This is a genomic window from Chitinilyticum piscinae (assembly GCF_015223195.1).
GTDB classification, from domain to species: domain Bacteria; phylum Pseudomonadota; class Gammaproteobacteria; order Burkholderiales; family Chitinibacteraceae; genus Chitinilyticum; species Chitinilyticum piscinae.
The window spans coordinates 41,790-55,485 of the sequence record NZ_JADFUA010000014.1; the positions used below are offsets into that span (position 1 = coordinate 41,790).

12 protein-coding genes and 1 pseudogene are annotated in these 13,696 nt (G+C 50.1%); 7 read left to right on the forward strand and 6 right to left on the reverse strand.

Annotation, left to right across the window (positions count from 1 at the left end; translation table 11 throughout):
• Positions 1-22: 22 nt before the first annotated feature.
• A complete protein-coding gene (locus INR99_RS16080) occupies positions 23-697 on the reverse strand; it encodes an SGNH/GDSL hydrolase family protein (RefSeq protein ID WP_308431508.1) in 675 nt (224 codons plus the stop codon).
• A 226-nt stretch (positions 698-923) separates the two neighbouring features.
• Between INR99_RS16080 and INR99_RS16085 the strand changes: the two genes are divergently transcribed.
• The 3 genes from INR99_RS16085 to INR99_RS16095 all read left to right on the forward strand — a co-directional run bounded on the left by INR99_RS16085 (position 924) and on the right by INR99_RS16095 (position 4,306).
• Entirely contained in the window at positions 924-1,238 is a 315-nt protein-coding gene (locus INR99_RS16085) for a hypothetical protein (RefSeq protein WP_194117398.1), read from the forward strand.
• Between the two features lie 78 nt (positions 1,239-1,316).
• Positions 1,317-3,170: a Sir2 family NAD-dependent protein deacetylase gene (locus INR99_RS17560; protein ID WP_228098378.1), complete on the forward strand. Its 1,854-nt coding sequence runs from the start codon at positions 1,317-1,319 to the stop codon at positions 3,168-3,170.
• A 167-nt stretch (positions 3,171-3,337) separates the two neighbouring features.
• Positions 3,338-4,306 carry an IS30 family transposase gene (locus INR99_RS16095; protein WP_194117399.1) on the forward strand — a complete coding sequence of 323 codons (969 nt, stop codon included), beginning with the start codon at positions 3,338-3,340 and terminating at the stop codon, positions 4,304-4,306.
• 93 nt (positions 4,307-4,399) lie between these two features.
• Here the strand turns inward: INR99_RS16095 and INR99_RS16100 are convergent, their stop codons facing one another.
• Both INR99_RS16100 and INR99_RS17565 read right to left on the reverse strand, forming a co-directional pair.
• The gene (locus INR99_RS16100) at positions 4,400-4,705 is read right to left on the reverse strand and encodes a hypothetical protein (protein WP_194117400.1); all 306 of its coding nucleotides are present in this window, start codon (positions 4,703-4,705) and stop codon (positions 4,400-4,402) included.
• Between the two features lie 50 nt (positions 4,706-4,755).
• A pseudogene (locus tag INR99_RS17565) lies at positions 4,756-5,335 on the reverse strand (IS3 family transposase); the annotation flags it as partial.
• Between the two features lie 243 nt (positions 5,336-5,578).
• On the opposite strand from INR99_RS17565, the gene INR99_RS16110 reads away from it, so the two are divergent.
• The 3 genes from INR99_RS16110 to INR99_RS16120 all read left to right on the forward strand — a co-directional run bounded on the left by INR99_RS16110 (position 5,579) and on the right by INR99_RS16120 (position 8,950).
• Positions 5,579-6,484, forward strand: a complete 906-nt coding sequence (locus tag INR99_RS16110) for an arginase family protein (protein WP_194117402.1) — start codon at positions 5,579-5,581, stop codon at positions 6,482-6,484.
• A gap of 242 nt (positions 6,485-6,726) precedes the next feature.
• Entirely contained in the window at positions 6,727-7,815 is a 1,089-nt protein-coding gene (locus tag INR99_RS16115; protein ID WP_194117403.1) for a hypothetical protein, read from the forward strand.
• Between the two features lie 412 nt (positions 7,816-8,227).
• Entirely contained in the window at positions 8,228-8,950 is a 723-nt protein-coding gene (locus INR99_RS16120) for an 8-oxoguanine DNA glycosylase OGG fold protein (RefSeq protein WP_194117404.1), read from the forward strand.
• Between the two features lie 613 nt (positions 8,951-9,563).
• Here INR99_RS16120 and INR99_RS16125 read toward each other — a convergent pair.
• From INR99_RS16125 to INR99_RS16135, 3 genes are read right to left on the reverse strand one after another with little or no spacing between them, the layout of a single operon-like run.
• On the reverse strand, positions 9,564-10,157 hold the full coding sequence (locus tag INR99_RS16125) for a DUF3841 domain-containing protein (protein WP_194117405.1): 594 nt from the start codon (positions 10,155-10,157) through the stop codon (positions 9,564-9,566).
• 45 nt (positions 10,158-10,202) lie between these two features.
• Entirely contained in the window at positions 10,203-10,655 is a 453-nt protein-coding gene (locus INR99_RS16130; RefSeq protein WP_194117406.1) for a GIY-YIG nuclease family protein, read from the reverse strand.
• Positions 10,643-12,337 (reverse strand): PcfJ domain-containing protein, encoded by a 1,695-nt coding sequence (locus tag INR99_RS16135; protein WP_194117407.1) that lies wholly within the window; start codon positions 12,335-12,337, stop codon positions 10,643-10,645. Before INR99_RS16135 ends, INR99_RS16130 begins: the two co-directional genes overlap by 13 nt.
• 285 nt (positions 12,338-12,622) lie before the next feature.
• Between INR99_RS16135 and INR99_RS16140 the strand changes: the two genes are divergently transcribed.
• Positions 12,623-13,684 (forward strand): hypothetical protein, encoded by a 1,062-nt coding sequence (locus tag INR99_RS16140; RefSeq protein WP_194117408.1) that lies wholly within the window; start codon positions 12,623-12,625, stop codon positions 13,682-13,684.
• Positions 13,685-13,696 lie beyond the last annotated feature (12 nt).

Consider the following 13,696-nt stretch of genomic DNA (forward strand, 5'->3'; position numbering starts at 1 on the left):
TCCTCTTGAAGGTTGGATTGCCTCAGGCAATCGAGTACTGGTGATGATCAGGTTCGCTGAGCAAGCTGGTCACGATGGCATCAACAATCTTCTGCCCACCCCGGGCAGAAGGCTCGATGGTCGATACCTCGGAATAGTCGTCTGCTTCGTCGCAGATCACCCGCAAGTCGAGCACCGGGATGTGCAGGCTGGCGGCTTCTTCGAGGATGATCTCGTTAAAGAGCGCGAGCGCGGCCTGCTCAGCCAGCCCCAGATCAGGGATCTTGTTGTAGATGGTGCAGACCGTAACCGGGCGTCCGGTGTACTTTGCCTGCAGCAGCATATCCCGATAGGTCCGGCGGAACGGTTGGCGGATATGCCATTGCAGCTGAGTCAAGGCTTCACCAATGGTATTCACCCGGTCGCCAAGCAGGTACAGACATTGCAGGGCATCATTGCCACCACTGCTGATGACCACATGGCTGACTTCCTCGGGCAGATGCTGGAGTTGCACCTGCACATCGCGGGTCACGGCTCCGTCAACAGCCAGCAGCAGTCCCTGCCACGGCTCGGGCAGACTGACTTGCAGTTGCTCGATCACCGCGGGCTGACCGGGGACGTAGCTGGCATTGTCGAAGATGGAGTCGCCCAGCAACGCGACGCAGCGGCGCGTTGCACCACTATCCAGTATCTCAATAGGAGGGAGCGGATAAGCCACGTTTGCTTCCTTATGCAGCAGGTCACAGGATGAAGGCAGTATGAAACAGCCAGTAGCTCACATGATGAGCCTTCACTAACTGATTCTGAGCTTATGCAATGAGCCAGTTTAGCGCTAGAATTCGCTAAAAACATTCAGACTGTCCATATGAACCAGTCCCAGTGCTTTTTCGCAGCAATCATCTGCTGCATGAGCTCCATGTGATACCTATTGCCAGGCAAGAGATATGAACCATGTGAACCTACCTATGGGGTGGGCACGGCAGGGGGAGGAACTAGTTCTTGTGCTCTTGCCGGATCGCAGCCTAGCCATTTACAAGCTGCAAGCCTGGAACAAACTGCTCAAAGAACTGGAAGCTAACCGCAAATCCATCGGCAAACACAAATACCGGCTGATGCAGCGCTCACTTATTGGTAGTGCTGAACAATATACGGTCACGGAAGCTGGTGTTATTGCCATCCCTGAGCTCTTACTGGCTTTGCTTAATGGACGGTCGTTTGCAGGCTGTGTTGATGAAGGGACTCGCTTGCTATTCCGCTAATCTCCATTTACTACATCGAACAATCAGTCTTGACTAATTCCGTCAACCGTCAGTTGCACGACTTGCTGAGATGCCATCATGAGCCAGTCCGAACGATTTTTCCGCATCAATCAGCTGTTGCATGAGCGCCGCGTGGTACCGATTGGCGTGTTTCTGGATGAGCTGGAGATTTCCCGGGCCACGTTCAAGCGCGATATTGAGTACCTGCGCGATCGCCTGCAGGCGCCGATCATCTGGGATCGCGAGGCCGGGGGCTACCGCTTCGAATCGGACCGACAGGCCGGGCAGTTCGAAATGCCGGGGCTCTGGTTCTCCGCGAAGGAAGCCACAGCACTGCTGTCGATGCAGCATGTGCTCTCCCAGCTGGAGCCGGGATTGCTTTCTGGTCACGTGGGACCGTTTCAGGCACGCCTGCGCACACTGCTGGCCCAGGAAGGACTGGATCCGGATGCGGTGCAGCGGCGTATTCGCCTGCTGCCCTCGCTGCATCGCCCGGTTGCGCCGGCACACTTCGAGGCGATCGCGCATGCCGTGATGCAACGACAGCGGCTCAGTCTGCAGTATCGCTCCCCCGGAGCCGAGCAGGCGACGGCCCGCATCGTTTCACCGCAGCGGCTGACCCATTATCGCAATGCCTGGTATCTGGAAGCGTGGTGCCATCTGCGCAATGCCATCCGCTCGTTTGCGCTGGATAGCGTTGAGACGGTCGCGCTGAGCCAGGAGGTCGCGCTGGATGTGCCGGATGCTGAACTGCAGCAGGCACTGGAAGGTGGTTACGGGATTTTCAGTGGCAATGAGCGACAGTGGGCTCGCCTGTGCTTCAGCGGTAAGGCAGCCCATTACGTCAGCCGCGAAACCTGGCATGCCGACCAGAGCGGCGAATGGCTGGACGCCGAGCATTATCTGCTGCAACTGCCGTATCGCGGGGAGCGGGAACTGGTGATGGACATCCTCAGGCATGGTGCCGATGTCGAAGTACTCGATCCCCCCACACTGCGTCAGGCGGTGGTGGCACAGCTGCAGGCCGCGCTCGGGCATTACGCGGCAGAGCTGGCCAAGCCAGCCCCTGCTGACACACCTGCACTGAATCTCAGCCCGCTGCATGCAGCCGCCCGCAAGGCCGCAGACCGGATTCGCCATGCCGATGGCTTGCTGATCACCGCTGGCGCGGGCATGGGGGTGGATTCTGGCCTACCGGATTTTCGTGGCGGCCAAGGATTCTGGGAGGCCTACCCGGCACTCGGACGCGCCCAGCTCAGTTTCATGGATGTTGCCTGTCCGCAGACCTTCCGTACTGACCCGGAGCTGGCCTGGGGATTCTATGGCCACCGGCTCAAGCTATACCGCGAAACCGAACCACACGAGGGCTTCCACGTGCTGCACCGCTGGGGAGAGCGCCTGCTGCATGGTGCCGCGGTCTTCACCAGCAATGTGGATGGCCAGTTCCAGAAAGCCGGTTTTGCGGCGCAGCGCATCAGCGAGTGCCACGGCTCAATTCATCATCTGCAATGTCTGGATGCCTGTTCGACCCGGATCGAGTCAGCTGACTGGCTGGAGCCGCAGATCGACGCGGAACATTGTCGCTGGCTGGGCAAACTGCCGAGATGTCCGCAGTGTGGCGCCCTGATGCGGCCGAACATCCTGATGTTCGGTGACTGGGAGTGGCTGGGACAGCGCAGCGATGAGCAGCGGCAACGGCTGAACCGCTGGCTGGATAAACCAAAGCGCCTGGCCATCATCGAACTGGGGGCCGGCACCACCATTGCCACGGTACGCCGCGCCGGAGAGCGCCTGCTCAGTCGGGACAATGTCGAGTTGACTACCCTGATCCGCATCAACCCGACCGAAGCCGACGGCCCCGCCGGTACCGTCAGCCTGGAAAGTGGTGCGCTGGTCGGCGTGCAGGCCATCGCGGAGACGCTGGGCTGGTAATTGCGGGCGGTACCTTTAGCGACGTTGTTAATGGCATGGACACTCCCTTCTAAACCGGCATAGCCGGGTCCAGACGGAGAGCGTTAACCGCGCATGGAAGTTCACCATGAACATCGCCACCATTGGCCTCGACTTGGCCAAGGACGTCTACCAGATTCATGGCGCTGATGCGCGCAGCATCAAAACGACTAGCAGCGTTACCTAGGGTTGGGCCGATCAACTGCGACCACTATGGTCATCGGACACCGCTAGTTACAACACGGCAGCTCGGCAAACCCGAAGACAGCAACCTCTCGCGCGAGATTCGCCGCAATGGCAGGCGTGACCGCTACGACGCCGAACGTGCGGAGCAACGCTATCGTCAGCATCTGCAGGACAAGGGGCGCCCGCGCCCGCGCTGGCATCAGGTATTCGATGAAGCCGCTGTCCCGTTGCTCGAAGAAGGCTGGAGCCCCGAACAGATCAGCGGCGTGTTTCGGGACAGTGAATGCAGAGTCAGCCATGAATGGCTCTATCAGCGCATTGCCGACGACAAGCGCCGGGATGGTCAGCTCTACCGCTTGTTGCGCTGCCAGAAACAGCGACGCAAACGGTATGGCTCACCCGAGCGGCGCGGGCAAATCAAGGATCGACGCAGCATCAGCGAACGCCCAGCCAAAGTGGAAACCCGCGAGGAAATCGGACACTGGGAAGCGGACACCATGATTGGGGCCGGCCAGCAAGGGGCGCTGGTCACCTTGGTTGAGCGCAAAACCGGACTGACCCGGATAGCCCACGTTCCAACCAAAGAGGCGGCCGGCGTCACCAAAGCCATCTGCCGCATGCTTGCGCCGCTGAAGGGCCAGGTGAAGAGCATCACCTTCGACAATGGCAAGGAATTCGCCGGCCACGCGACGATCTCCCGCCGGTTGAAGGCGGATTGCTACTTCGCCGATCCGTACTCGTCGTGGCAGCGCGGGAGCAACGAAAACACCAACGGCTTGATCCGGCAATACTTCCCGAAGAAAACCAGCTTCGCCAAAGTCAAGCCAAGCCAGATTGCCGAGGTGGAAAGGAAGCTGAATAATCGCCCCAGGAAACGGCTCGGTTTCAAATCGCCGAATTACGCATTTGAACAGGCCAAGTCACTGAATTGAAAACCACTTGACTGTTGCACTTACTTTTTGAATTCGCGCTCTTTTATGAACAAACAACAACACCAGACTTTATAAAGAACCGACTATGTATCACTACATTTTATTAACGAGGCGAAGGCTATTGCACAAACGCTCTGTTTCAGGACAGATATCCTGTGCCTCAACAAAGAGGCCAGTATCAACAATCTTCGCGATCAGTTCAGCGCAAGACTGCCGAACATCCTTTGACGAAGACTTTGATCGCAGCCAGTAATCCAAAGAACCAGGCTTGCTGTGCGTATCGAAAGTTGTGTTATCCCCTCCAATAATTACATAAGTACGTCCGCTCCCCTTGACCCATGCAACAAGCTCATTGATATCGAAATCACCTGAAGAATAAATAAATGAAATCCGTGACATATTGTCTCCATGCATCTGACTATTAGCATGAGTGAATCGGCCCAGCGTCTCTAGACATTCTCGAGCCGTTGGAAATACCCTCTCACACTCTACCAGCGATAGTGCGTTTGCGGAACTAAGACGACGCCCCGAGCTGTAGAACAGCTACATGTAATCAGAGATATCCCGCCCGACCTCTTCCCAGTCGAGATAGGTTTTTCGCTTGATGCGCTCCCGCTGCAGCAACTGGAAGAAGTTCTCCGCAATGGCATTGTCGTGGTAATTCCCGCGCCGACTGATACTGAGAACCAGGCGATAATCCAGCAGGAAGTTCTGCTTGTCGTAACTACTGAACTGACATTCCCTGATCGAAATGTACAAGTACATCCTGTTTGGGTTGGCGCCACCATATCACTATCCCGCCATCATCAAGTCATTCAATAGCAGTTTTCTGTCGATGCGTGACTGAATTGACCAGCCAATGACCTGACGCGAGAACAAGTCGAGCTCAACGGCCAGATACTGCCAGCCATCATGTGCGCGGATGTACGCAATGTCTGTTACCCAGGCTTTATTCGCTGTATCTACGGTGAACTGGCGCTGAAGGGGATTCAGTGCAACTACCGCCGAGTGACCTCTGTTAAAGCCAGGAACCCCGATGACACCTAGTAATCACTTGAGTGCATAGATATGACTCGGCACGGCACAGTCAGAGAATGGGTAACTGATACCCATAGGGCCGGATGAAGGCATGCGTTACCCGAACTCAGCGTTGCTGGCTCATGAATGTTGAGCTACTCAATTCACCATCGAGCTCATTCGGTGAGCCTGATCAGAGCGCAATATGGTGGCAAGAATCAAAAACGCTGAATTGCAGCTGCACGGGAAATCAACATGTCACAGATGGCTAAGAATACTCACTTTGCTCGTCAGCAGCCCCCCCGACTCAAAAGATTGCCCGTGTTCTACTCCGAGAAGATGATCGGCAGCGTAGCCAGTTTTTCGCCCAGCGCCGGCAAGCCCCGCGCGGTACTGGCCTCCTGGCAGAAACTCGACATTCCCTTAGAGCTCCACGATGTCGAGCCAGTCACCAATGCGTTGCTGGTAATGGCGCATGCGACCGAATATGTGGAAGGCATTTTCGCGGGGTCGATTGCCAATGGCTTTCGCAGCAAAGACCCTGCGCTCGCAGAAACCTGCCGCTATACGGTTGGGGCCATGCTTGCTGCTGCACGTGAAGCCGTTCGCAACCGGCAGGTGGCAATCGCTCCCGTATCCGGCTTTCATCATGCCAGTCATAACGCCGCCTTCGGTTACTGCACGTTCAATGGTCTGCTGGTGACCGCGCTTGCACTCAAAGAGCTCGGATTGATCAGCACGATTGGCATATTAGATTGCGATGTGCATTACGGGGACGGGAGCCAGGACATTATCAACCGACTGGGTCTTAAACACTGGATTCAGCATGTCAGTATGGGCCAGCACTGGACCACCTTGCCCGAGCATGCAGAACAATTCCTGGCCGATCTGCCACAGATCATGACCTCGTTCGCGGGCTGTAATCTGTTGCTGTATCAGGCAGGTGCCGACCCCCACATCAATGACCCGCTAGGCGGCTTTTTGAGCAGCGAACAGATGTTGCGGCGCGATCGGATCGTGTTCGAATACTGCAGACGTTTTGCCCTGCCAGTCGCCTGGAACCTGGCTGGTGGCTACCAGCGGGACGAAGCGGGTTCGATCAGACCCGTGCTGGAGCTGCATGATCAAACACTATGTGAGTGTGCAAATTGTTTTCTATGAATTTCAGAAAATCTATTAGAGCCACTCGTCAAAATGGGTGAAATATGTTCGAGAAAAATAGTCGCATCATAACCCAGAACGACATAGATTTCATAAACAGAGTCCAATATGAACTCAATTGGAATTACTATTTCCCCATCAAATTATTACGACTGATATTCGACAAGATCATCAGACCTTTTATATTCATAATATTCGCCGCTATAGGGGTAATGCACTTTATACATAGAAGCAATAAATACATGCAACAGAAAGCAGCAATAAAATCCGTCAGTGAATTTGGATCAATAACATCTGCAGACGCCCGAGCACTTCACAAGAACAACTTCACACAATACATGACATCACTAGCATGGGCAATCATTTACCTCCCAATTTCACTCTGGATTTTATCAATTTCTGCCAACGCATTCACTAACGGCTGGTTCGACAAATCATTGCTTGGGCACCTCTCGACCAGAATTGGCTATATTATTCAATACCTCTACGCTACAATTTCTTACCCATGGATATGTTTATTTGAAAACAAAGATTTTGCTAGCAGCATGTACGAAACCAATCAATCACCGAGTCTAAATTGGTGGTTTGCTACCACACCATGGGTTTCATTGAATATTTTCTTCATACACAAAGCATACAAACACTATATTTGTTCCAATACCCATGAAGTGCCCGGTTACCTTGGTGAATTTCCCTTGCATGGATATTCGGAAGTAGACGCTGAGGATGGTGAAGTTAACTGGAATCTTCCAGCCTGCGAATTAATATTGGACCCAAGAACATCATGCGGAGAAGGAAGATTCATTCCTCCTGTATTTCAAGTTGCATGGTATTTGGATTATCTTGCTAAAAAAATACCTGACCCAGATGGTTCGAAAATCGAACACGAGGATTATGCGACACTCCATTTGAAGAAACTTGTTGATCGCTACATTGAGAAATATCCTGGCATCATAGCGGCTGCTTTTCGTGTCGCATATATACGTGATCCGCATGGTGATCCGCGCATCGATATCGACTTCCCCACCTTATGCAAAATATTCGGAGGCCCCCAGCATGAGAGTGACACTGAATATCGGAAGACATGGTTCAAAGAAATTCTCGCTGTTACTTACACCCCTCATCCACTTCGCCCAAACGATGATCCTTTTTATCGCCTTTTTAAGTTTACTGCAACGGGTAGACAAACAGATCAACGATTACTGTCGACACGGCCATGGGCCAACGGCTGGATAGAGGTGGAAGGCGGAGATATGTTTACTTATGGAACGTCCCCTTTTTGCAACACGCCATGGCGTATTCAACGAGCAAGTGCAACAGTTGTGGTTTGAATGAACGCATGCAATGATCGATCGGCTAGCCACCGGATTTACACTGCTGTTGTAAAACGCGATTGCGTGGGTTCAAAGACATATGGCACCATATTCTTAGCCAAGTCCATCTCTTGTTGCTAGCTGCAACCAGCCAGCATCACTTCGTGCCAACCTGTTTTGAAAAATTTGTCAGGCTGACATTTTTTTACAAATTCCATGGGATATTAGCCCCTCTATCCTCTTACGAAAGACATGGGAGCCTTTCTCGGGAGTTCTGGATTTCGACGATATTGTAACGCTGATTAAGAAACAATATTTTGGCTTATATTTCCACATAGTTTTATAGCATAAAAAGTCGTTCAAGTGACGCGTTTTTTCGGAGACAGAAAACGCAACCATAATTCCAACATCAAATTCAAAGGCCCACTTAATGAAATTCCCCGTAATCGAGCATGCAGTTCTTCTCCGCCGCAGAAATTCGTATTCATATCCCGCGATTGGGCTAGAAGGTCAGGCGCCGAACTGGCGCGAAATCACCTTCCCGAGTATGTCGATGCTTGACGCATACCTGACAAAAAAACTCAACTCCAGCGAAAATGCTGAAGTGATTCATGGATACATCGCCACGCTATTTTGGGGACATGCGAGCAGCGCAGACGGTAGGGATATTCGAGCGCGCGCACATGGGAAAATACGCCTTGCTTACCAAGGCCAGCGGCGTACCGTCAAAGGAAAGGAACAACAAATGCGAGGTGTCTTAGATGTAGGAGAAAACGCTGTTGTCGGTCACATTCGGTCGGCCATTGAGCACATACATAATGATCGCTACGGCAGTGCTCTCGCGGAACTCAACAAACTCCCACAAATTCAAGTCGCATTCAGTTCAAAACTTTGTGCCTTCATTTCACCAGAGAAGTGCGGAGTCATAGATTCCAAGATCGCTGAGAACTTCCCCGAACTTGGGTTTTCGCTTCGAAACGGGTACGTTACTGATACTGTGACAAACAGAGAAAGTTATGGCGAGTACTGTCTATGGTTGCAGGCTAAAGCTACCACGCTAAACACCGATGCGAATCATGCGCAATGGATCGACCGAGACGGCAGCAAAAATCGATGGCGCGCCGTCGATGTTGAGCGGGCCCTGTACGGTTGAAATCGAATTCTTCCATTGAGCGGACTCGACCCGGCAAAATGGGTTGAGCCCCTCACGGCAAAAAGCTAGTGTTCGCTTTTCCACGAAGGCATCGACCGTTTTAAGTTGAGTGGTCCTACGAATGCCTAGAGTTGAGGACGCCAGACCTACCGCTCATGACCGATAGGAGACCTCCGGACAATCATGGCGCAAAAGTAACGCGTTAGTAGTTACCGCCCTGCAACCAAGGGCAGGAAAGAATCAGAAGTTGTTATAACCTCGAGAGGCTGCGTGGCAGATTCACAGACAAAAAGCTTCCGGTCAGGTCAAACCATCCATGATTGCCGATTTGGAATAGAATTTGAATAATTGATCAAGAAAGGGACTCGGTTTCTAGTCACTGAGTGGCGCATTCGAACAGGCCAAACCACTGAATTGAAACCAACTTGACTATCGCACTTACTACGTGAACACACGGCCAAATAAATACTAGATTAAAAAAACACTATCGTACACCTCAATTTTTATCTCATCATTGAAAATTCATAAGCTACACAGAATAATTTACATCTGCGCCCGGGAAAAATCAACCAGAAGCCGATCCATGAAATCCCCTCTACAGCAGAATTGGCACTCACTCTTTATGAGGTCCTTTCAAAAAATGAGCACTAAGCCCTTCTTTTTCAACATTACGCCAGATAATACCTCGCTTCTTTGTATAAAGAAGGACATTTTTAGTGGTTTTAATTCTCGTGATATCTGAAAGCAAAATGTGCCATGTACATACTTGATATGGCTTTCCTGTACCAATCCACAATGGATCATATTCAGGATAGATATGCAGATCCTCAAAAATTCGCATCCACGTCGACCTATCTAGCACATCGTTTAAATCGAGTTCCTCGAATTCCCTCTGGTTAATAGTCAAGTTTATGTTATTAAGAACATTGTGCCAGTTAATAAAGTCGCTAACCTTCGCTTGTGCTTCGTCGACCCGAAACTGAATGACAACATCTTCCCGGCTTGACCGGCATCGCAACTTCTTGCCCAGCCATGACCACATTGGCACTTCTGCATCATATGGATTAGGGAATTGCATCTGTTCCATCATCCACACATAAGCGTGCTCCCAATCAGGGTCAATAAGCTCACGTCGCCCAACAAGAAATCCATTACGAAATAAATCACTCAAACATCTTGGATCTTGGGCAGTAATCAAGTTGAGCACAAAAACCTCCTCATAAAAACACTAGATTGCCTCAAATCACCTGCACTATTTATTATTTCCACCCATTTTACCAAAGGCAGGTTTCAACCTATCAGAAATATCATCCTCGATCAGTTGCAGAACGCGATCGGAAACATTGTACTGCATTACTGTCAATTTGTATTCGCCAGCAAACCAGTACTTCAAGTGAAGAGCATATGTTGATTTATGCCCCAATCCAATATGTTGCTCGATACGCTTCCTAACCCCTGTTGTTGTTGATCCTACATAAAGAAAACGGGATGGCAAGTTCAGTTTAGGACAACTTCTCTCCTTCAGACTCTTATACTGCGACATCGCCAAGAAAGTTACTTCTGGCGAACCATTAACCTGTTCGAATATATAGATTGCTCTTTCGATATCATCGAGCTCAGAGAGATCACGGACAACAATCTCTTGGACAGGGATTGCATCCATCGCCACTTTACAGTCATCAATAAGTGAATCTAAATAACCCATGTTTCACCCTCCTTTTTACTTCCACTCAATCTTGACACAGCAATCTGAATAGATCTCAAAAGCTTGCTTTCTTTATAATTTAAAATCCATGCAAAATTCAGCCGCGTCTGCCTTTCTTCGGCATACACTCTACGTATTCTCCGTTTTTCAGCTCCATCATAGATGGCTTGAATTTTCATTGAAAATATAGGCCGACTCAACTCAGAGAGAAGCTGATCTGCAATTTCATATTCTCGACCGCTAGGTGGCTCATTTCTCCTGCCTCGGTGCTCTGCAATACGCACCCCCACTTGACCATCACTTTTCACCAGCTCAATTGCCAATGTAGACAATTTCTCCCCATTATCATCTGATATTGAGAATATGTGAAACTGGCCAAATTGGCATTTTGAATAATACCCACCAACACAGTGTCCCTGTTTTCGCCCCTCTTCTTCCAGTGTATTGCGCGTAGTAAGCTCATGACAGCTCATACCTTGAAATTCAAAATCGCAGATAGGTAACCCTGGCCAGCCTCCTTGCAGATCCAAATCAGTCTCCGGATCTTTTAGGTTAAAGTGCATCTCCTGATTCCACTTTCGTGCCATAACAAGCCAATTTGCAGATGCTTTTGTGGCTGCCGCAATAAGCAACGAGGAAGATTCACTATCCTCAACGCCATATAAACAGATGACACGATGAAAAGAAGCCAGCATTCTTGCCAGCAATTCAATTTCATACACCTTATCATCAGACAATTCCCAATCCTTACTCGCAGCATAAATAAGCCATGAACCCACAATAGGCTTACTGTCAAAAGGCTGCCAAAAATGCAATCGATCACAGATACCAACAAAGCACACAAAATCCTGTTCACGCTTTGGCCGCAAATTGTACGGAATAAGTTCCAGATACTGATAGAACTTCTCAGGACAGTATGACCAGTGTTTGCATACCTGATCATTCGCATATTTCTGTACCCACCTTACGGTCTCTGGCCCCACACTCAATGCTTCTGCAAGCAGCCCCTGCAATGGCCTTCCTTGATCTATCGTTGCCATCAATGCATGCCGACTTTTATCAATTTCTCCGATGAAATTGTAAAGTGAGACTTTCTGTGAATAGACAGACCCCAATATTGGATAAGCCTGCACCGCCTGCCGTCTATAATGGCCATGTGTTTTTTGTATAAGGCTGTTATATGCCGAGCTATCTTTCCAATCATCACAATGTAAATAGCTTAGAATTCTCTGATCCAATCGTCCGATAAAAGCCTGGTAACATTCACGAATTTCATTCTTCAGCTCTACTGGCGCCCCTAACATATTCAAATTCAAGTGCATTCCATGCGAAAATGGCATCACACCAATAAGCTTAACAACCTCGATGCTCAAATTTTCGCCATGGTATTTTTTTGACAATTCAAGCATTGCCAAACGATAACCTTCTGCAGAATCAAAGTTAAATCTCAAAATATCCCTTGCAATCTCATCTGGCCGGAGATAAAGACTGGATGGACCAAAGATTGCGGCGCAACATTGTCCATTTGCAAGTTCAAAAATAATATTCAAACCATGCCGTTCATGAGGTTGAAATGCATAGCAGTCAAGATTCTTTACCTCCACAGGAAAAATGATACTTTGCCGAAAGTGATTACCAGTTCGGAGGATGCATCTGTGTGACTTGTTTGTTATTTCACTCATGACCAGACTCTCAAAAATCCAGGCACATGCCTCAGCAACGCATGCCAAACCAGCTTGTTCAGCTGAATACGATCTCTTAATGCGATCTTTTTGATGATATAACGCTATACCATGTATCTTATTACGTCAAGTCATGGTAGAGATCGCTTGAATTGTCTGGCCCAGGCATCCAACCAAATCACTCACCTAGCCTCCCCCTTGGGCTCAGCCTATTGAGCCATCAACTCATTGCATGTAGCTCATCTAATGCACCATGTTCTGGCGCATCCTACGAATACTTCATCCATGTGGATTCAGGTGATGACTCTTTGGTCGCTTCCGCAGCAATCGGTCGAACTCAAGCAGGGTTACGACAGCTTGAAAACGCTCCGAGTAGTGATACGCCCTAACCATCTGAACAAGCTGATCTATGACGCCTGTGAACTCGCACACCGAATGTACGAATTGATGCTCCTAACCCGACCGGGCGATCTACTTAGCTACCTATGTGTGGAAGTGGACGAATGTAGTGACTGGGTGCGTCAACGAGTGACGACTTACATCGAACAAGCCATTCAGAGATCAAACCTCGCAAACGACAAATCTGTACTACTGCCCTTACAAGTGTTCGACGGGTTTTTCTGCTGGGCAGGCGATGACACGCCCCCAGAAGATGATGCCTGGCTCAGCTACAGGGAGTCAGAACAATTCAGTCTTCTTCTCAAGCAGTGGTTTGCGGAAATTCAAGCAGCCCAGACCATGCTGGCGAAAGGAGATGATTTGCAACGGCACTGCTTCTACCAGTTCAAGCAGGGTACACATCGATTAAATTTGCTCGATCGCAAACGTGCGATTGCAGTCGTGCGCGATGCAAGTGCGGAGCCCAATCCGGACTCTGCATATTTCAGGAAGATCTGCGAATTGCTTGATAGAAAGGATATACGCTCGGTGACGACCTATAGCGGCAGTTACGCCATCTTTCGCTTGCTATGCAACAAACAGCGTCAAGAGGCCTATCGAACCGGCCTATCCCCAGGACTTGCATTCCCCATCAATACCACGGAATCCTTCAATTTAGGTATTCGTTGCTCGGCATGGGGCGCGCAAATCTCGTTCTACAGTGAAGGAATGGGCCGTGGCGATTTACACATTGCGTCCCCTTGCCATGTCAGCATCAATGACACCCCAAAGAACCTAGATTATCTGTTCAAGCTGGCGCGATATGTTGTTTGTAGCCAATCACTAGGAACTCTAGAGGGCTACAGCGTAGAAGAAGGAGATGGCTGGTGGTGTTATCACCTAATCGATGATGCTAGAGCTATCGCACAGGATGAATGGTTAGTACGACTGAACCAAGAGCGTGTATAGGTGAGTGCCAGT